This window comes from bacterium (assembly GCA_016703265.1).
Lineage (GTDB): Bacteria > Krumholzibacteriota > Krumholzibacteriia > LZORAL124-64-63 > LZORAL124-64-63 > CAINDZ01.
Genome location: JADJCK010000001.1, coordinates 15264 through 34808, shown reverse-complemented (window position 1 = coordinate 34808; position 19545 = coordinate 15264). Strand labels below are relative to the sequence as shown.

Annotated in this window: 20 protein-coding genes and 1 pseudogene; 1 reads left to right on the top strand and 20 read right to left on the bottom strand. The window is 69.4% G+C overall.

The window, feature by feature from the left end; translation table 11 throughout:
• Positions 1-42: 42 nt before the first annotated feature.
• From IPG61_00170 to IPG61_00140, 7 genes are all read right to left on the bottom strand, one after another.
• On the bottom strand, positions 43-1176 hold the full coding sequence (locus IPG61_00170) for a glycosyltransferase family 4 protein (protein MBK6732520.1): 1134 nt from the start codon (positions 1174-1176) through the stop codon (positions 43-45).
• Positions 1173-1676: a hypothetical protein gene (locus tag IPG61_00165; GenBank protein MBK6732519.1), complete on the bottom strand. Its 504-nt coding sequence runs from the start codon at positions 1674-1676 to the stop codon at positions 1173-1175. The genes IPG61_00170 and IPG61_00165 overlap by 4 nt, the downstream gene beginning before the upstream one ends.
• A gap of 1183 nt (positions 1677-2859) precedes the next feature.
• Positions 2860-3192, bottom strand: a complete 333-nt coding sequence (locus IPG61_00160; protein MBK6732518.1) for a hypothetical protein — start codon at positions 3190-3192, stop codon at positions 2860-2862.
• On the bottom strand, positions 3179-3703 hold the full coding sequence (locus tag IPG61_00155; GenBank protein MBK6732517.1) for a hypothetical protein: 525 nt from the start codon (positions 3701-3703) through the stop codon (positions 3179-3181). The genes IPG61_00160 and IPG61_00155 overlap by 14 nt, the downstream gene beginning before the upstream one ends.
• Positions 3704-3761: 58 nt before the next feature.
• The gene (locus IPG61_00150; protein ID MBK6732516.1) at positions 3762-3974 is read right to left on the bottom strand and encodes a glycogen-binding domain-containing protein; all 213 of its coding nucleotides are present in this window, start codon (positions 3972-3974) and stop codon (positions 3762-3764) included.
• 243 nt (positions 3975-4217) lie between these two features.
• Positions 4218-4835 (bottom strand): AAA family ATPase, encoded by a 618-nt coding sequence (locus tag IPG61_00145; GenBank protein ID MBK6732515.1) that lies wholly within the window; start codon positions 4833-4835, stop codon positions 4218-4220.
• A gap of 204 nt (positions 4836-5039) precedes the next feature.
• Positions 5040-5477 carry a divergent PAP2 family protein gene (locus IPG61_00140; protein MBK6732514.1) on the bottom strand — a complete coding sequence of 146 codons (438 nt, stop codon included), beginning with the start codon at positions 5475-5477 and terminating at the stop codon, positions 5040-5042.
• 264 nt (positions 5478-5741) lie between these two features.
• Here IPG61_00140 and IPG61_00135 point away from each other — a divergent pair, with 264 nt between their 5' ends.
• The gene (locus tag IPG61_00135; protein ID MBK6732513.1) at positions 5742-7559 is read left to right on the top strand and encodes a SurA N-terminal domain-containing protein; all 1818 of its coding nucleotides are present in this window, start codon (positions 5742-5744) and stop codon (positions 7557-7559) included.
• 508 nt (positions 7560-8067) lie between these two features.
• Here IPG61_00135 and IPG61_00130 read toward each other — a convergent pair.
• The 13 genes and pseudogenes from IPG61_00130 to IPG61_00070 form a co-directional block, all read right to left on the bottom strand.
• A complete protein-coding gene (locus IPG61_00130) occupies positions 8068-9294 on the bottom strand; it encodes a ribonuclease H-like domain-containing protein (protein MBK6732512.1) in 1227 nt (408 codons plus the stop codon).
• Between the two features lie 4 nt (positions 9295-9298).
• A complete protein-coding gene (locus IPG61_00125) occupies positions 9299-11581 on the bottom strand; it encodes a DEAD/DEAH box helicase (protein MBK6732511.1) in 2283 nt (760 codons plus the stop codon).
• A gap of 16 nt (positions 11582-11597) precedes the next feature.
• Complete coding sequence (tatA, locus tag IPG61_00120) at positions 11598-11840, bottom strand: twin-arginine translocase TatA/TatE family subunit (protein MBK6732510.1); 243 nt, start codon at positions 11838-11840, stop codon at positions 11598-11600.
• A 37-nt stretch (positions 11841-11877) separates the two neighbouring features.
• Entirely contained in the window at positions 11878-12141 is a 264-nt protein-coding gene (locus tag IPG61_00115; protein ID MBK6732509.1) for a DUF4321 domain-containing protein, read from the bottom strand.
• A 119-nt stretch (positions 12142-12260) separates the two neighbouring features.
• Positions 12261-12776, bottom strand: a complete 516-nt coding sequence (locus tag IPG61_00110; GenBank protein MBK6732508.1) for an HIT domain-containing protein — start codon at positions 12774-12776, stop codon at positions 12261-12263.
• Between the two features lie 2 nt (positions 12777-12778).
• Complete coding sequence (locus IPG61_00105; GenBank protein ID MBK6732507.1) at positions 12779-13552, bottom strand: NTP transferase domain-containing protein; 774 nt, start codon at positions 13550-13552, stop codon at positions 12779-12781.
• Between the two features lie 16 nt (positions 13553-13568).
• Positions 13569-14450, bottom strand: a complete 882-nt coding sequence (locus IPG61_00100; GenBank protein MBK6732506.1) for a pantoate--beta-alanine ligase — start codon at positions 14448-14450, stop codon at positions 13569-13571.
• A gap of 5 nt (positions 14451-14455) precedes the next feature.
• Positions 14456-15373 (bottom strand): 3-methyl-2-oxobutanoate hydroxymethyltransferase, encoded by a 918-nt coding sequence (panB, locus tag IPG61_00095; GenBank protein ID MBK6732505.1) that lies wholly within the window; start codon positions 15371-15373, stop codon positions 14456-14458.
• Between the two features lie 33 nt (positions 15374-15406).
• Positions 15407-16048 (bottom strand): deoxynucleoside kinase, encoded by a 642-nt coding sequence (locus IPG61_00090; protein ID MBK6732504.1) that lies wholly within the window; start codon positions 16046-16048, stop codon positions 15407-15409.
• Between the two features lie 88 nt (positions 16049-16136).
• A pseudogene (gene folK, locus IPG61_00085) lies at positions 16137-16611 on the bottom strand (2-amino-4-hydroxy-6-hydroxymethyldihydropteridine diphosphokinase).
• The gene (folB, locus tag IPG61_00080; protein ID MBK6732503.1) at positions 16608-17009 is read right to left on the bottom strand and encodes a dihydroneopterin aldolase; all 402 of its coding nucleotides are present in this window, start codon (positions 17007-17009) and stop codon (positions 16608-16610) included. Before folB ends, folK begins: the two are co-directional and overlap by 4 nt.
• Positions 17006-18160, bottom strand: a complete 1155-nt coding sequence (locus IPG61_00075; protein ID MBK6732502.1) for an aminotransferase class I/II-fold pyridoxal phosphate-dependent enzyme — start codon at positions 18158-18160, stop codon at positions 17006-17008. Before IPG61_00075 ends, folB begins: the two co-directional genes overlap by 4 nt.
• A 99-nt stretch (positions 18161-18259) precedes the next feature.
• Positions 18260-19444, bottom strand: coding sequence for a tetratricopeptide repeat protein (locus IPG61_00070; GenBank protein ID MBK6732501.1), 1185 nt, complete (start codon positions 19442-19444; stop codon positions 18260-18262).
• Between the last annotated feature and the right edge of the window lie 101 nt (positions 19445-19545).

Genomic DNA, 19545 nt, shown 5'->3' with positions numbered 1-19545 from the left:
CACCTTCGGCAAGGTATGGCAACCGCCTTGGTCAGGCAATCACTATCTCCGTCGCGGCAACCTGAGGATTTCCCTGTAAGCCCCTGTGGTAAGGTCAGCTGTGCGTTCCCAGGTCCATTCCTGCGCACGCTGCGGTCCGCCTGCGGCAAGGCGCGCGCGCAGCCTTGAATCGTCCGCCAGACGGGCCAGGGCCAGGTGCATCGCTCCCGTGTCGTGCGGGTCGACGAGCAGCGCGGCGTCGCCGGCAACCTCGGCTGTCGCGCCGCAGTCGGAAGTCAACACCGGCAGGCCGCAGGCCATCGCCTCGAGGATCGGCAGGCCGAAGCCCTCGAGCAGGGACGGGAAGACGAGGGCGAGGGCGCCGCCGTACAAGGCACGCAGTGCGGCAGGTTCGCAGTACCCGCGGATGTCGACATGCCCCTGCAGCGTCGGCCTCGAAAGGCGTTCCCGCAGCGGCCCGTCGAGCCAGCCTTCGGGACCGGCCAGGACGAGGCCCGGGGCTTCGGAGCCGCTCCCGGCCAGCAGGCGTTCGTAGGCGTCGAGAAGCCGCGGCAGGTTCTTGCGGGGTTCGCGCGCGCCCACGAACAGGAAGTAAGGCCTCTGGGCCCCGCCCGGCGCGGGGAGCGGCGTACGGCCGATCCAGGTCGGCGTCCCCAGGGGCGTCACCCGAATACGGGTCGCCAGGTCCGGGAAGGCGCTTGCCAGGCCTGCCGCGGTGGCAGCGCTGCTCGCCAGGAGCAGGTCGGCGCTGCGCCAGCCGCGCGGGATGACGGCATCGTAGTAGAGGCGCCGCGAGCGCCGCACCACCTGGGGCAACACCCGCCAGGCCAGGTCGTGGACCGTGACTGCCAGCCCGCAGCCCGGTCTTGCCGGCGCGACCGGCTGCAGGCAGTGCAGCACATCCGCGCCAGCCGCGCGACACAACGCCGGCAACCCGCGCTGGACATACCACGCGCGGCGCAGGTCCCCGCCGGCGGCCGGCCCGACGACCACCCGCCAGCCCGGTCGCCCGGCAAGGCCCGGGAAAGCGTCCGGCGCGGCGGCAACGACGACGAAATCGAGACCGCGGTCGTTCGCGGCGAGGGCCGTGACAAGATCGCCTGCCGCGCCGGCCACGCCGGTCGGTTCGCTGCGGACGGACAGGGCTTCCAGCACCACGACAGGCCGCCTGCTCACCGCGCGCTCCCTTCGCGTGCTTCCAGGAGGGCCGCAGCCAGCAGTCCGAGCGCGACCCACGCGTGAGGCAGGTTGTACTGGGAGAACGTCATCGTCTGGATCGCGATCGCGACACCGGCTACCGTCATCGTGCCGACGGCCGTCCCGGGGTGCCCACTCCGGCACGGCGTACGGCGGCACTGCGCCGCGCCGCGCAGCAGCCCGAACGCGCCCGCCGCCATTGCCGCAAAACCGATCAGGCCCGTCTCGCAGAGGACCAGCAGCGGGAAATTGGCGACGACAGGCCAGGTGAACATCGCCTGCAGCCCCGCCGGGTCGACCAGGGCCGGGAAGTGCCAGCCGAACTGGCCCCACCCGATGCCCACCACCGGACTGAGGGTGAAGGCGCGCCAACCCGCCTGCAGAGAATAGAGACGCGTGAGATTGGACCAGTCGTGCGTGCTGAAGGTCTGCGCCAGGCGACGGGCCGGCAGCAGCGCCGGTTCCCAGCCGGCCAGCATGGCCAGCCCCGCCCCGACGAACGGCGACGCCGGCGGCGACAGCCAGCCTGCGGCGCCACCTGGCCGTTGCCTGCCACGTCGTCCCGCCCGCCAGCCACCAGGCGGCGACGAGGACCCCGCCCATCGCCCCCAGCCAGGCACCGCGTGACCAGGTGAGGAGCAGCAAAAGGGCGAGACTCGCGGCAGCCGCCACCCGCCACGCTGCTCGCCAGCCGGTCAGCGCCACCATCGGCAGCGCCAGCAGCAGGTAATTCCCCAGGTAGAGCGGTTCGCAGGCCGTTCCGCGCAGCCTCGGCACATCAAGGAACGCATTGCCGACGTACAGCGCGGTGGAACCGCTGAGAATCGACGGATTCGAGGTGAAGACCCGCTCCAGGCCCGCCAGCAGGGGCCCCGGGCTGGGATAGGAAACCTGCTGCAGCAGGCCGTATCCGGCTTGCAGCAGCGCCCCGGCCACCACGCAACGGGCTGTCCGGCGCCAGGCCTCAGCACCGCGCAGATGCAGCATCGGCCACAGCGCAAAAGACACCATCACTGACAATTGGATCGCTTGCTTGATAAATTTCATCAACGCTTCGGATGCGTTCGCGGCAGCCGGCGCCAGCACCAGGCCGGCGACGGACAGGACAACCGCGGCAAGGCCTGCCCCCATCACGATCCGCCACGGACGCGGCAGGGCGCGCCAGCCGGGACCCGGCCCGGACACGACCCAGGCGGCCGCCATCAGCAGCCAGGAAGGCTGCAGGCCCGCCCCGGCGTCGCGCCCGGTCAGCAGGATGATGACGTCGGCGCCGACCCACGGCAGGGTCACCAGCGTGGCGCCCCACAAGGCGGCGGCGAGTCGGGCGCGCCGGCCCGACAACGTGCTTCCCGGCAATGGGCCTTCCGGCAAAGTGATTCCCGACATGGGTCAGCGTCCGCGCCGCGGACCATCGGGCCGCCATGGCTCAGCGGACAACGAGGCGGCAGGGCACGCCCCGGCGGACCGCGGCGTCGGCAAGGCGAAGCGGGCAGGATACGCGGACGGGATGGCTCGGCGGAACAGCGGCATGCGAACCTCGTCTGCAGTGCCCGCCGCGCGTGGCGAAACTCTTCGAAACAGCGGCGCGGCGGCATGGTGGACCATTCACCGGGACGTTAGGTCAGTCCCCACGTCCGGTCCACCGAAAACGGCCCACAGCCGTCAACCACACCGCGCGGCATCGCCGAGCCCGGCGATCGTGGCTGCGATTCCGGCCAGCAGATCGGCGCCGACACCGCCGGCGGCCGCAGGTTCGTCAGGAAAGACCCGCACGCTTGCCGGCACGTCGCCCGCCGCCGAGCGTGCGACATTCTGCAGATGGGCCAGATTCCGCCAGCCGGGATCGCGACGACGCCCCACCAGCCGCCAGGCGCCCGGCGGTGTTTCCCAGGCGTCGGGCACGACCAGGAACTCCACGCGATCCGGGCGGAGCAGGTCCACCAGGCGCCGCAGACTGGCCGCCGGCTCGGGCTGTGCCGCTTCACCGACGCCCACGCACCAGACGAGTGCCGACCAGTGCGGTGACGCCGCGCGCGCCGCCGGCGGCAGGCCACAGGCCACCTCCCACGCCGGCAACGTGGCCGCGGAGGCTTCTCCCGAGCAGGCGCCACCGCAGCCAGCGGCGCGGCAGCGGACCCGAAGCCCTCGCCCCGATGCCGCCCAACCAGCGTGCCCGGACACCTGGCGGCAGGTCCGCCGCTGCGACCGGTGGCAACGCGGGCGGCTTCACCCCGCCCAGGTAGCTGAATGCGGACCATGCCACCGCTTCGTCTTCAACCAGGCAGTTGCCCCAGTCGCCGACAGCCAGGGCAGCGAGCCCCGACGCCGCACAGGCCGCTGCGCGGCCGGAACCGGGCGTCGCCACGGCGACATCGCGGAGAACGCACGTCACGGCGCCCGGCTGCACCGGTTCGTCGGTCGAGAGGAAATGGTGGGCGATCGCGTCGATATGGTGCACACGAGGGGCACTGTCGCCGGCGGCAGCGGGTCGCGGTTGTCGGCTCATGGTGCGGGCTCCGGGCTGCGCTTGCAGGCGGCGGCAGGTGCCGCCGCCGACGTTGCGTTCACGACACGGTGATCAGGCTGTTGGCGCCGCCGAACTCGTTGGCAACCGTTTCCGGATTGTGCGGATCCGGCAGCCAGGCTCCATCGACAATGAACCGGTAGGCATGGCTGCCGGGCTCCATGGCCAGGTACGTTTCCCAGATGCCGTCCTCGCGTTTGGTCAGCGGCAGTCCCTTGGCTGACCAGTCGCAGAACGTCCCGGTCAGGCGCACCGAGCGCGCGCGCGGGGAAGTCGGCCTCGAAGCGCACGCCCGCCTTCGTCACCTGCGGGCCGTGCAGCAGGGCTGTCCAGTGGTCCAGCGCCGCGACCGCCACCGTGGCGCCGGCCCCGGCCACTTCGCGCGCCAGCAGCCGGAAATCGTGGGCGCCGCGCGAATCGGCGTCGAGGCTCGCCACCGGCTGCCCGGCCCCCGCCGCCTCGCGGAACCGGACCGTGTGATGGATGATCGTCTCCATCAGTTCGTCGGGATAGAGCTCGGCCAGCTCTTCCATGATCTTGCGCACGAACAGCGGTCGCGTGTCGAAGGCGGCCATGAGGATGCGCGGCACCACGTCGTGCCCCTTCTTCTGGCGCAGCATCGACAGCGTCTCGCGCATCTTGCGCACGGCCTGCAGGCTGTAACAGCTGGGATCGACGGGGATGATGACTTCCCCGCTGGCCAGCAGCGCATTGAACGTGAGCAGCCCCACGCTGGGCGGACAGTCGATGAGGATGAAGTCGTACGGCAGCGCGCTGCGCCGGAGGTTGCTGCGCAGGCGCAGTTCCTTTTCCGGCTCCGGGCCAGCGCCATCTCGACGGCGCTCAGTTCCACGCCGGCCGGCACCAGGTGCAGGTCCGGGCTGATCTCCAGGAAGGCGTCCTCGACGAGGATATCGGTCGTCAGGAACAGGTCGTAGGTGCTGAGCGTGAAATCGCGTTCACGGAAACCGAACGACAGGGTCGCGTGCCCCTGGGGATCGTTGTCGATGAGCAGGACCTTGTGCCCGAGCTGGGCAAGTGATGCGGCGAGGTTGGTTGCGGTAGTGGTCTTCCCGCAGCCGCCCTTCTGGTTGGCCAGGGCTACGACGCGCATGCCGAATCCTTTCGATCATGGATCGCCCGCTATTGCGCCCCGCCGGCACTCCTCCATCCGGCGGCGCCTCCACGGCGCAAGGGGCGGGTTCAGCGACCGTATCCCGCCTCCAAACCCGAGATTAGGTGCGGCCGCGCCGCTGTCAACGATTATTTAAGGATCCCCTTAGGGGGCCCGCCCTTCGCTTCGGCCACTATCCATTGCCTAGGGCCGCACCAACCCCCCCAGCAGGTAGTAGGCTCCGACTCCGGCAACGATCCCGCCGGCCACCTCGCCCCAGGTGTGCCCGACCAGTTCACGCAGCCGACCACCTGGCAGCGGCAGCCCCTGGTGCAGGGCCTCGCGCAGGTCGTTGAGAAGGCGTGCCTGCTTGCCCATCTCCTGCCGCAGGCCGGTCGCCTCGAACAGGACGAACACCCCGAAGACCAGCGACAGGGAGAACAACGCAGAGCCAGGGCCCTCGGCCCTTCGGATCAGCAGCGCCAGCGTCGTGACGGTCGCCGCGTGCGAACTCGGCATGCCGCCGTTCGCGAAGAACAGCAGGGGACGCCAACGGTGCCGGGCGACCGCCTCCCAGACCACCTTACCCGCCTGGGCCAACAGGCCGCTGAGCAGGGCCACCAGGCCCGCGTTCCACTCCACGTGTTCCTCCCGGGCGCCGGCCGCTGCCTCCCGGCAACCATGCGCCGGGCGGCAGTCTACGACATCAGGCGGCCCGGGCAACGCGCAACTTGAGATTTTCCGGTGATTCTGCCATTATGGATGATTGATCCGGAGAGCGGCGGGCCGGCCCTGCGGCCGCGCCGTATCTTGTTGTGCCGTTCCCGCAAGACCCGGTCCGGGGCGGGCACCGCGCCGCCGGCGCGGGCTCCCGGTCCCCTCCACCACTGGCAAGGGGTTCGATCGATGTTCCAGTTCCTGCGTTCCCGGGCGAAGCTGTTCTACTGGGTGATCGCCCTGTCGTTTCTGGCCTTCGTATATATCGGCTTCGGCGACGCCGGCTGCGATCGCAGCGGGTCCGCGGGCGCGAATGCGGGGGTCATCGGGACCGTCAACGGCACGCCCATCACGGCACAGGAGTACGACCAGGCCGTGCGGCAACAGGTCGCGATGATGCGGCAGCAGGCCCCCGATCGCGAACTGAACGCCAACCAGTACGCGACAGCGCAGGACCGGGCCTGGGATTCGCTCGTGCAGAACGCGCTGGTCGAAGCGGCCATCCGCGAGCGCAAGATCAAGATCAGCGACCAGGAAGTCCTGGACACGCTGACCAAGAACCCGCCCGCCGAGGTGCTGGCGCAGTACCGCGACGCCAACGGCCAGGTCGACATGAACCGCTATTATGCCGACCTGCAGAACCCCGACAACGACTGGACGCAGATCGAGAACTACGTCCGCCAGGTGCTGCTGCCCCGCCAGAAGCTGAGCGACGAAGTCGCCGCCGGCGCAGTCGTCAGCGAGGAGGATGTGCGCCGTGAGTACGCACGTCAGGCCGGCCTCGCGATGGCCGAATACATCGGCGTGCCGTTCGCGGACATCACCGACGGCTACAATCCGACCGAACAGGAAATCAGCGACTGGTACGCTGCCCACCCTGACGACTACAAGCACGACGGCCTCGCCACCTGCAAGGTGGTCCGCTTCGCCAAGGCCGCCAGCAGCGCCGACGAGAAGGAAGTGCTCGACACCCTGAACGAGGTGCGTGCCAACATCGAGTCCGGCACGATCGACTTCGCCACGGCCGCCAAGCAGTACAGCGACGACACGGGCAGCGGCGCGCGCGGCGGCGACCTGGGTACCTTCGACCGCAATCGCATGGTCCCCGAGTTCACGACGGCCGCCTTTGCGCTGCCGGTGGGCAAGATCAGCGAGCCCGTGCGCACGAAGTTCGGCTTCCACCTCATCGAGGTCACCGCCCAGCAGACCGGTCCCGCCGGAATCGTCGACCAGATCTCGGCCCGTCACATCCTCATCAAGGTCGTGCCGGGCCCGCAGACGCTCGACCTGATCGCCGAGGCCGCCAACGGCTTCCGCGGTCGCGTGGATGCCGCCAGCTTCGCGTCCACAGCCGAGGCCGAGGCCCACGAACTGCTGACGCCGGCGCCTGCCATGCGCGGACGCGACATCCCCGGCCTGGCGCTGTCGCTCATGGGCACGAACTGGCTGTTCACCGCCAAGCCCGGCGCGATCAGTCCCATGTTCGAGAACGACGACTGCTACTTCGTCGTGCTCGCCGAGCGCATCGACCCGGCCGGCGTGCGGCCGCTGGACGAAGTCCGCAGCCAGATCATGCTGGCCCTGCGCAAGCAGCACAACACGGCCGTCGCCAAGCAGCGCCTGGCGCCGGCGATCGCCGCTGCCAATGCCGGCGCGGCGCTGAGCGTGGTCGCGCGCGACTTCAACCTGCAGTACGCCGTGACCGACACGTTCTCCTTCAACAGCAACGTGGCCGAGGTCGGGTACGGCACGGACTTCAACAAGAACGTGCTCGAAGGCCTCGTCGGCCGCCTGACGCCCGAGGTCGAAACCGCCCGCGGCGTGTATGCGGCGATGCCCCTGTGGATCAAGCCGATCGACGAAGCCGATTTCGCGGCCCGGAGAGCGGGGATCCAGCAGGCGTTGCTGGCCCAGGCCCAGGGCGAAGTCGTCGACAAGTGGCTGAAGGAACAGCGGGAAAAGGCCGAGATCGAGGACAAGCGCGCGGAGATGCGCGGCAACGGCTGAGAACTCGGCTCCCGATGGAAGCAGAGGGCCCGGGACGCGTGCCCGGGCCCTGCTTGTCCGCACCCGCGGCGCGGTTCCAGCGTCGTCTTGCCGAACGGATTGCGCGGTTTCCGATTCCTGAAGTCGCGCAGGTCAGCGTCCATCTTCCGCAGCTGTTCCTGCCGCAGCTCTTCGTGTTCTCCCGTGTCGAACAGGCGCGCCATCTTCTCCGCTTCCTCGCGCTTGCGCACATCGAAGGCGCGGAGATCGTCGCTGATCGCGGGGCCTTCGCCTTCCGCGAGCTGTTCGACCGCCAGGTGGTCCCGGACCTCCAGATGCGTCTCGTAGGCGCTGCTGACAAGCGCCATCGCGCCCAGTTCCTGCAGCGCCGCAGCCTGGAGCCGCACCTGGCTCTCCGCCGCGCCGAGCAGGTCAGCCAGTTCCTCGGGCGTAGGGCCGCGCCCGAGCCGGTGCGACAGCACGCGCACGCCGGCCAACAGCAGGTGCGCTTCGGATCTCGGCAGCTTGATCACGACTCATCCTCCATGGCTGCGCCCGCCATGCGGGCAAGCCGTCGCTGCAGGCGCGCCAGGCGCCCCGGTTCGTCCAGTTCGCCGGCGTGCCGCAGCGCCTGCTCGAGACGCGGCAGCCGGTGTTCGTACAGGATCGCGGCTTCGCGGTGCGCCCAGACGCCGGCGCCAGCCAAGATCTCGGTGTGGAGCAGGCGCTCCAGGTCCTCCCAGCGGCGCGCCCGCTTGAGGATGCGCACGGCATCGACGGCAAACGCCACACCTGCTGCCCGCGCCTCCCTGCCGCCGTCGGCATCCAGGGCCGCCGCCAGCCAGCGCGCGGCGGCGGCATCGTCCCGCCGCCTCTCGGCCACGCGGGCCAGCGCCCACGCCCGCCGCCAATCCTCGACCGCGGCAGGTTCCGCCGCCAGGGCGGCGCATTCGCCACACAACCGTTCGAGGATGCAGGCCATGCCGACCAGGTCGCGCCGATTGTGGCGCAGGACGCACAGCAGTTCCTCCGTGTCGCCGCCCGAGAGCCAGGCGCGCCAGACCTCGGGAATCCGGGCGCCTTCGATGTCACCCTCGCCGCGGACGAGGCCGCACACGACCGATTCGACAGTCTGCTGCCGGCAGTCCGGCAGCGAGCGCCCCCATAGCCGTCGCGCCGCCGGCAACAGGTCCCACGACAGCAGATGGGCCAGCGGGTCCGTGCGCCGGTTCATCAGGGCGCGCGTGCGCAGCAGCGGCAGGTCGAACGAGGCGCCGTTATAGGTAACGACCACGGCAAAGCCCGCGGCCCACTCCGCCAGGGCGGCAAGCAGGGCGGCCTCGCGCCCGGGCCCCGGCAGGAAAAGCTGCCGGACGACCAGTTCAGTGCCTTCCCACCACGCCACGCCGACAAGGAATGCCAATGTCCCGGTGCCCCCGGCCAGTCCCGTGGTCTCGGTGTCGACCAGCAGGACCTGCCCTCGCCCGGGGCGGCTGTCACCGTGCCGCGACAACAGGCCGGTCAGGTCGGGCAATGCATCCGGGACCGCCGGGGGCGCCTCGCGCCACTCGCGCACCCAGCACGGGCCTGCGCCGGTCGACTCCTCGCGCAGGCCCAGTTCAGCCGGGGGCGCCTCCGGCGGCGCGCCCTGCGACGTGCCCGGCACGGCACCGTCAGGGGAGTCGGCAGCATCGAGATCGACCACATCCCGCCGCGTCAACCGGTCCAGGCGGGCAAGGCGCCGGCGCAGGTCCATGCCCCTAGCCGCCCGCTGCGGCAGCTGCCGGTCCCGCCAGCAGCCAGGCGGCGCCGGCGCGGGCCGTACTTCCGGAGTCGACGGCGGCGCCCACACAGGCCGGGCAACCGTGGGCGCACGGGCAGGCTTCGAGGTGACGCCGCGCCGCTTCGCAGATCTCGTCGAACTGTTCGTAGATCCGCCGGGCGAAGCCGACGCCGCCAGGCACGGTGTCGTAGAGATACAGCGTCGGCTTGTCGGTGAACGGCGAGCGGATCATCGCCGTCGCGTGAAGGTCGGCGCTGTCGGCCATGATGAACATGGGCGCCACGCACCCCAGCAGGTGCGCCAGTCCCTTCAGGGCATCCCCGAGGTCCAGGCCCCGCGCCGAGAGCGAAGCCGCCGCCGATTCCGGCACCTCCCACCAGAAGCTGGTGGTGTGCATCTCCATCTCGGGCAGGTGCACCCGTCCGGCCCCCACGTTCTCGTGCGTGCCGAGCTTGATCTTCTTGTAGACCGTGACCTTCGAGACCAGGCCGATCTCCCCGACGGCCAGCGCACCTTCCCCGTGCGGCTTCTCCTCGTCGGCGGTCAGGGTCTTCAGCTCGCTCTTGCGCTGCGCGTCGGTGTAGTAGTCAACCTGTACCGGCTTGACGTGCGCCTCCCGACGCTCCCAGTCCAGCTTGTCGACATGGTGCTGCTGGGCGCCATGGATATAGATCGCGTCGTCGTGCAGCATCTCCTGCGCACTGAACAGGTCCATCTCGCCGATCACGAGCCCGCCCTGCTTAGAGTCGTCGATGATGACGACATTGTCGGGCGCGGCGCTGCGGAGGCTGACATCCTCCGCCGGGTACGTGTCGGCCATCCAGTGGAACCGGCCCTCGGCGCGATGCAGCACCCGCATCGAGCACAGGTAGTCGAGGATCTCCGTCACCCGGTTGCCGCCGTAGAGTTCGTCCTCGGCGAACGGCAGCTCGAACGCCGCGCACTTGAGGTGGCTCATCTGCACGACCAGGTTGTCGGGATCGAGCGTCGCGTACTCCGGGCTGCGCCCGAAGAAGAAGTCGGGATTCGTGACGATGTACTGGTCGGCAGGACTGCTCGAGGCCACCAGCACGACGGCGCTCACGTTCTGCCGCCGGCCGGCGCGCCCGGCCTGCTGCCAGGTGGCCGCCACCGTCCCGGCATACCCGGCCATGATGCAGACGTCGAGCCGCCCGATATCGATGCCCAGTTCGAGCGCGTTCGTCGAGACCACCGCCCGCACGCTGCCGTCGCGCAGTCCCTGCTCGATGGCCCGACGCTCGCCGGGCAGGTAGCCGCCGCGGTAGCCGCGCACCTCGCCGGCACGGATCCCCACCTTGCGACCAGCCTTCTCCAGGTAGGTCAGCAGCAGTTCCACGCGCATGCGACTGCGGGCGAAGACGATCATCTGCGCCCCGCACCCGAGAAAGCGCTCGGCGATGGCGCGCGTCGTCTTGATGGTCGAGGCGCGGATGCCCAGTTCGCGGTTGATGACCGGCGGGTTGTAGAAGATGAAGTGCTTCAGCCCGCGCGGCGCCCCGTTGTCGGAGACCTCCGCCATCGGCAACCCGGTCAGGCGCTCGGCCAGCTCGAGCGGATTGGCGATCGTCGCGGAGCAGCAGATGAACTGGGGATCGGCGCCGTAGAAGCGCGCCACCCGCTGCAGCCGCCGGAGCACGTTGGCGACATGGCTGCCGAACACGCCGCGGTACTGGTGCACCTCGTCGACAACGACATAGCGCAGGTTCTCGAACAGCTTCACCCACAATGTGTGATGCGGGAGGATGCCCTGGTGCAGCATGTCCGGGTTCGTGACGACGATGTGCCCGGAACTCCGGATCGCCCGGCGCGCCGTTTCCGGGGTGTCGCCGTCGAAGGTGAACGTCTTGATGTCGACACCAAGTTCGGTGACGAGGCCGTGCACCTCGTGCATCTGGTCCTGGGCCAGCGCCTTGGTCGGGAACAGGTACAGTGCGCGCGCCTGCGGGTCGCGCAGGATCGCGTCGAGCACGGGCAGGTTGTAGCAGAGGGTCTTGCCGCTGGCGGTGGGCGTCGGCACCACGAACGAGCGCCCGGCAGCCGCCAGGGCCACGGCTTCGCCCTGGTGCGTGTAGAGCTCGCTGACGCCCCGGCGCCGCAGGGCATCACCCAACCGGGGATCAAGTACATCCGGAAACGGCACCGTGCGGGCCGGACACGCCGGGATGACCTCCCAGCGGGTGACGTGGCGCAGGAATCGTTCGTCGGCCTTCAGTTGTTCCAGAAGCTGCGCGAGGTTCAAGCCGACCTCCGTATCATCAGGGCTGCGCGGGCCCCTGCGGCTTCTCGCCGCCGCTGTCCCGCGGCGTCTCGGTGGGGCGCGTGTTGCCGGCGTCGTCGAGTTCGCGACGCACCTCGCGCGATGCTTCCTGCGTCGCGCTCTTGAACTTGCGGATGGACTTGCCCATCGCCTCGGCGATCTCCGGCAGGCGCCGCGGCCCGAAGAACAGCAGCACCAGGACGAGGATCAGCAGCATTTCGGGCCAACCGATGCTGCCCATGATTGCGAGGACTGGAGTCATCACGGCCTCCCGTGTCTCAGCGGTACCACCTCAGGATCTGTGAAGCGACGAAGACGCCGATCACACTCATGAGGTTGAAATGGATCTGGAACCCGAACGTGATGTCGAGGATCACGAGGTTCCAGTGGTTGACCTCGGGGCCGAACGCAACGTAACGGACGAAGAGCTGCTCGGCCACACTGCCCTTGCTCAGGAACAGGCCGAGGACTTCGCTGACGATCGCGCCGATCAGCACGCCCAGCATCAGGGTGAGGATCACTGTCCCCAGCGACTTCCGCATCGTCGATCGTCACTCCCCGCGGCGGTCCGTCGGCACCCCTGTTGGCCCCGACCCGGCCGCGGGCGCAAGATAGCACCCGGATCCCGGGAACGGAACCGGTGATTGGCCAAGTACCAGGCCTAGGCCTGCCCTGTCGCGCCCGGAAGGCCGGCAGCCAGCCGCTCGACCACCGGCTGCAGGCGTTCCCGGACCTGGTCGAGGGTCTGCGGCATGACCCTCGTTTCCCCGATCGTGCTCATGAAATTCGTGTCGCCGGTCCAGCGCGGCAGCATGTGGACATGCAGGTGGCCCGGGATGCCCGCCCCGGCGCTGGCACCGCCGTTGTAGCCGCAATTGATGCCGTCGGGCCGGAACGCCTCCTGGAGCGCATCCTCCATGAGCTTGAGCAGGCTGGCCATGTCGACCAGTTCCTCCGGCGTGCAGTCGGCCAACCGCTGCGCGTGCCGACCCAGCACCAGCAGCAGGTGGCCGCTGTTGTACGGGTACAGGTTCAGGATCAGGTACCACCGCGGCCCCCGGTACAGGACATAGTGCTCCCGGTCGCCGCCGGTCAGGCGGTTGCAGAAGACGCAGCCTTCCTCTTTCCGTTCGCCGCTCACGTAGCCGTACCTCCAGGGCGTGCAGAGCCGTTCCATGGTCACTTGTCCCGGGTCGCCAGCAGGGTCTCGGCCACTGCCAGCTCATCCACCGTGTTGATGCCGACGACCTCACCCGGGTCATCGGTCTGCACGGCGGTCACCGGTCGGCCGCGCCCGACAAGGTACGCCACGGTGTCGGTCAGGTAGTACTCGCCCTGGTCGTTGTTCGGCTTCAGGCTGCCCAGCGCCTCGGCCAGGTCGGCGGTGCGGAAGCAGAACACGCCGCTGTTGTACTCGCCGATCGCCTTCTCGGCCGGCGTCGCATCACGCGCCTCGACGATGCGGACAACCTTGCCCGAAGCGTCCTTGACGATGCGTCCGTAGGCGCCGGCATCTTCGACGACGCACGTCAGCACTGTGGCCGCCGCGCCCGATTTCACGGTGCCTTCAATCAGGCGTTGCAGCGTCGAGACACGCAGCAGCGGCACGTCGCCGGCAAGCACGACACACCAGCCGCCTTCGCGCACCGCCGGCAGGCCCATCTGCACGGCGTGCCCGGTGCCCAGCTGCGGCTGCTGCAGCGCGAAATCGAGGCCCGGCCGCGCGCACGTCCTCTTCACCAGTTCGGCTTCGTGCCCCACCACGACCACGGTATGGCCGATGCCAGCGCCCGTCGCCGTGTCGAGTACGTGGTCCAGCAGCGGCCTGCCTGCCAGCTTGTGCAGGACCTTCGGCAGGTCGCTCTTCATCCGCGTGCCCTTGCCGGCGGCAAGAACCACGGCGTCAAGAACGACCGCGTCGATGATACGTGCTTCGCGCTCGCTACCTTCCACGTGTATCCGCTCCCTGTCAGTCGCCGGCGGGGAATTCCCCGCCCAGCAGGTTCGTTTCGACCACTCCACGGGCCCCGATTTCCAGGGCCACATTGTCGATCAGGCGGGCCGGCCCCACCTTTGCCGCAATGGCCAGGACCACGCGGCCGTCCGGCACCCGGGCGGGCGCCCCCAGTTCCGGCAGCACGCGCAGTGCCGCGTAGTCGACGCTGTCGCTCGCCGCCAGTTCGCCGGTCATCGCCGCCTCGATCGCGCCGCGTTCGCGAACTCCCTCGGCCAGGAGCGCCCGGCCTCGCGCCAGGGCGCGCGACAGGCAGGTCGCCCGCCCGCGCTGCGCAGGATCGAGGTAGCGATTGCGCGACGACATCGCCAGCCCGTCCGGCTCCCGCACCGTGGGCGCATCGACCAGGCGCACCGGCAATCGCAGGTCGTGAACCATCTGCTCGATGACCAGGCACTGCTGTGCGTCCTTGCGCCCGAAGATCGCGATATCCGGCCGGACCATCCCGAAGAGCTTGGCCACGACCGTCAGCACACCGTCGAAGTGACCGGGCCGCGACGCGCCGCAAAGCCCCTCGGCGCGGCGACCGGCGCGCACGGTGACTTCGCCCGGCGGCCCGTACATGTCGGCCACGGCCGGCGCGAATACCGCCGCCGCCGAAGTCCCCTCCAGAAGGGCCAGGTCGGAGGCCAGGTCGCGCGGATACGCGGCGAAATCCTCGCCGGGGCCGAACTGGGTCGGATTCACGAAGATGGTGACCACGACCGTGCCCAGTGCAGCGCCCTGCTCCACCAGGCTCAGGTGACCCTCGTGCAGGGCGCCCATCGTCGGCACCAGCACCAGGGGCCCCGGCCTCCGCAATGCGTCCAGGCCGGTCAGTTCGCCGGCTCCCTGCATGACGATCATGTCGCGGGCTCCCCGCCGGCCGAACGCCCGCCCGGGTAGGCCGGGCCGGTCGATTCGCTGCCGGTGGAATCCGCTGCACCCGGCGCCGCGGCGCCCGTGCCGCCGCCGTAGCTGTGTTCCGCGCCCGGGAACTGCCGTTGGCGGACATCCGCGGCGTAGGCGGCAACGGCCTCGGTGGCCAGGCGCCCGAGATCGGCATACCGGCGCACGAACTTCGGCGGCTGCCCCGGCAGCAGGCCCAGGAGGTCGTGGAAGACGAGGACCTGGCCGTCGCAGCCGGGACCGGCGCCGATGCCGATCGTCGGGATCGGCGATGCGGCCGTCACGCGCGCCGCCAGTGTCGCCGGCACGCACTCGAGCACCAGCGCGAAACAGCCGGCCTGCGCCAGGAACGCGGCGTCCTCCAGCAGCCGGGACTCGGCGTCGGCACCACGACCCTGCACGCGGTAGCCGCCGAGCCGATTGACCGACTGCGGCGTCAGGCCGAGATGGCCCATCACCGGGATCTCGGCGGCGAGCAGCGCCGCGATCATCTCGGCACGCTGCCGTCCGCCTTCGATCTTGACCGCATGCACGCCGGCCTCCTGCACCAGTCGAAGGCCTGCCCGCACGGTCTCGGCCGGCGAGACATGGAAGGTGCCGTACGGAAGGTCGGCAATGACCGGCACGCCGGGGCGCGCCCGTTGCACGGCCCGGCAATGATGCACCATGTCGTCGATGGTCACGGGCAACGTGCTCTCGTGCCCCAGCATCACCATGCCGAGGGAATCGCCCACCAGGAGTGCGTCGGCCCCGCCGGCGGCACCGATGAGCGCGCTCGAGAGGTCATAAGCCGTGACCACGACCAGTGGCTGGCCCTCGCGCTTGCGCCGGGCGAACACGTCCAGGCTCGGGGCCGGCCGCGGTTCCTGCATGATGGGCCTCTCCTGCGGCGTCGGCCTGCCGCGTCAGGCCGGACGCGAATCCGGCGCGTAGTAGCGGGCGCCGACGAATCGCTCCGCCAGCTGCTCGTAGAGCATCTCGAAGTCGCCCGGCACGTTGACGAAATCGAGGTTGTCGGTATTGACCACCAGCAGCGGCGCGTCCTTGTAGTGATGGAAAAAGTAGCTGTATGCGCTGTTGAGCGCTTCCAGATACTGCGGCTCCATGTCCTGCTCGAACGAACGGCCGCGCCAGCGGATGCGCTGTTGCAGCATCTCCGTCCGTGCCTGCAGGTAGATCACCAGGTCCGGCTTCAGCACGCGCTGCTCGAGGATGGTCGCCAACTGGCCGTAGAGGGCCAGTTCGTCATCGGCCAGGTTCAGGTTCGCGAAGATGCGGTCCTTCGCGAACAGGTAGTCCGAGACCAGCGTCGCATTGAACATGTCCTGCTGGCCCAGTCCCTGCTGCTGGCGGTATCGGCTGAGCAGGAAGAAGATCTGTGTCTGGAACGCGTAGGCCTCGCGGTCACGGTAGAACTTCGCGAGGAACGGGTTCTCTTCCACGATCTCGAGGTTCAGGCGTCCACCAAGCCGTGTCGCCAGCAGCTTGGTGAGGCTGGTCTTACCGACCCCGATCACGCCTTCGACGACGATATAGCGCCAGGGCAGCACCCCGGTCCTCCTTGTTCGCGCCCCGGGACCTGCTCCCGCAGGTCCCCCCCGTCGTGCAGCCGCACCCACGGCCCGGGTTTACGCCTTATTTTCGCACATGCCTCGGCGATTGTCTCCCCCGAATCGGGGCAAACCCGTTCGCCGGCAATTTCGGCCAGGGGCTCCAGGACAAACGCCCGGTGCCGCAGTTCCGGGTGCGGTACCTGCAACCGACCTTCGCTGACCACCGCCTCGCCGTAAAGAAGGATATCGAGATCGATCGGCCGCGGTCGCCGATGCCCGTCCGGCATCCTGCCTGCCGCCGCCTCGAGCGCCTTCAGGGCGTCGAGCAGGGCCAGGGGCGCCAGTCCGGTGCGCACGGCGACACAGGCATTCAAATAGGGATCCTGGACGTCCGGCCCCACATGCTCGGTTTCCCAGACCCGGCTGGTCGCGATGACCTCCACCGGCGGCAGCGCCGCCAGCGCCGCCACCGCTCGCCGCAGTTCGCCCAGCCGATCGCCCTGGTTGCTCCCGAGCCCGAGGAACACGAGCTCGCCGGTCGGTGCAGCGGGATTCATGCGTCGACCCGGCCCGTCGCCGCCGACTTGGCGGCCCAGCCCCGGTCGCGTTCGAGGGTGACCTGGGCGTGCCCGAAGAACCCACTGATGGGCGGCTGTGTCTTGCGCACCGTCACGCGCACCCGTTCAGCAGGGAACGCAGCAAGCAATTCCCGGCACAGGCAGCCGGCCAGGGACTCGATGAGGTGGAACGAACCACGGGTCGCAGCCGCTACCACGACGCCGTGAACCGCCGCGTAGTCGATGCCGCGCGCCAGGTCATCGCTCGCAGCGGCCGCCTCGAGATCGGCCTGCATCTCGACATCCACCACGAAACGCTGCCCGAGTTCCCGTTCGGCCGGGTGGGCGCCGTGATGGGCGTAGACGTCGATGCCCTCAAGGCGAAGGCTGTCGTTCATCGCCAACCCGCCAGCCGTCGGGCACCTTCCTCGAGGTCCGATTCCGAGGCCGTGAGGCTGAGGCGGAACCAGCCCTCGCCCCCCGAACCGAAACCGGTGCCCGGGGTGATGACGACGCCGATCTCGGCCAGGGCCCGCTGGCAGAATGCCGCCGCCTCCTCGCCGGTCGGGATGCGGCACCAGACATAGAAAGTGGCCTTCGCAGGGAAGATCTCGTAGCCCGCGGCACCCAGCGTGGCCACCAGCTTCTCGCGCCGCGCCGCGTAGGGCGCCGCGACACCGGCCAGCAGGCGCTCGAAGTCGGCGCCGAGGGCAAACGCCGCCGTGCGCTGGATGGCCGTGAAGACCCCGCTGTCCATCGTGTCCTTCACGCGACCGAGGGCTTCGATCAGCTCGGGGTGTCCCACGGCGAAGGCGATACGCCAGCCGGTCATGTTGAACATCTTCGACAGGCTGTGCAATTCGACCACGCGTTCACGCCGGGCATCGGCCGTCGCCAGCAGGCACGGCTGCGCGCGTCCGTCGAGCGACATCTCCAGGTAGGCCGCGTCATTCACCAGGGTCACGCCGCGCGAAGCGCAGAGATCGGCAGCACGTCGCCAGAACGCGGCATCGGCCGTGGCTCCGGTCGGGTTGTTCGGGTAGTTGAGGAAGAGCAGGCGCGTGCGATCGTCCATCAGCGACGCCACTTCGTCGAGGTCGGGCAGGAACCCGGACTCGGCGCGCAGGTGGAACGTGCGCGGCTGGCCACCTGCCAGGATCGTCGACTGTGCATACACCGGATAGCCGATGTCCGGCACCAGCGTGTTGTCGCCCTCTTCCACGCAGGTGATGGGCAGGTGTGCGAGCCCTTCCTTGCTGCCGATCAGCACCAGCACCTGCGTCACGGGATCCACTTCCACGCCATGCCTGCGCCGCAGCCACCCGGCGATCGCGCGCTTCAGGTCCGTGTCTCCCCGCTGGGCGGGATAGCGATGGCAGGTCGGATCGGCGATGGCCTCGGTCATGACCCGGATCAGTTCCGGCGGTGTCGGCCGGTCGGGGTCGCCGATGCCCAGGTCCACCACCGCCACGCCGGATTCGCGCGCACGGCGCTTGGCGGCGTCGAGGGCGGCAAACAGGTATGGCGGCAGCTTCTGCAGTCGTCCCACGGGAACCTCCCCGCCGTTCGGCGGCAAAAAAAACCCCGCGGGCCGCCAAGGGGCCCGCGGGGGTAATATCGCACACGAGGGGCCGTTCATCCACCCCGGTCAGCGGCCTCCGGCAGCCTTCTTGCGCTCGGCGTCGGCCACGGCCTTGAGTCCATCCATACGTTCGACCTGGCGACGCGCCGACGCGGCATAGCGCTCGCTGCCGCTCTCTGCGCACTGCGTGAACTTGGCCCGGGCGCCGTCATAGTCCTTCTGGCATTCCAGGGCCAGGCCCCACGAAAAGAGGATCGGGGCGACGGCCAGGTGGCCCTTGGCGCGGTGCTCGTCGAAGGCTGCTGCGGACCGCGTGGCCGCGTCGCTGCAACGACCGGACTCGACCATCACCTGCAGCATGGCACCCCACTCGGTGGTGTCGGTGGGCTTCAGGGCCAGGTACCGTTCGTAGGCCGTGATGCTGCCGGGGTCGTCGCCGAGCTGGTCCTTGGCGCGCGCCAGGTTCAGCCAGGCATTGGGCTGCTCCGCGTTCTTCGCCAGGATGCCCTCAAGCAACGTGGCGGCCTCTCCGTACTGCCCGGCCTTCATCTTCTGCTTGATGAGGTCGTTCGTCGTCGAGCCGCCGGCCTGGCCGCCGTACTGCTGCGACAGTTCCATGAAGTACTGGGCACGATCACCGTTGCCGGCACGCTTCTGCTGTTCGCCGGCCCGTCCTGCCACTTTCGCCATCATGACCAGGACCTTGTCGCGCACCTTTTCGCAGGAGTCCTCGTCCAGCAGGCGCTGGCAGACATCGACAGCCTGTGTCGAGAAACCGGCGGCATCGTGCATGGCCGCGAGATTGAACAGCAGGCCGCAGTCATCCGGCGCCAGCTGCTCGGCCTTCATGAACTCGGCACGTGCTTCCTTGTACAGTTTCTGCTGCGCGAATGCACGGGCCAGGTTGTTGAAGTCACCAGCCTGGACGTCCTCGCCCCGCAGTTGGATCACCTTCTGGAAAGCAGGCACCGCCAGTGCGAACTGCTGCTTGCCCATCAGCGCCGTGCCGATGCCGCGCGTTGCCTCGACATGCTCCGGGCAGACGCCCACGATGGACTGTAGGCGCGCCAGCGCCTGGTCCCAGCTCTGAGCGTCGAGGAACTCCTTGGCCGACTGGTAGGCGAGGTTGGCTTCCTGCAACTGGCCCGGCTGGCACTCGGCCAGGGCCGCGCCGCCGCCCAGAACCAGGGCCAGGGCCAGCGCCCCGGTCAACGCCCGTCCGCCTTCGAGAATCCTGCGCATCCGAACCACGTGTTTACCTCCAGCAGGGGGAGCAGTGCGGCAACGGCCTCGCGGCGCCGCCCGTGTAACAGAAACGGCCCGGTCGCGTGGCCGGGGCCACTCCTTACATA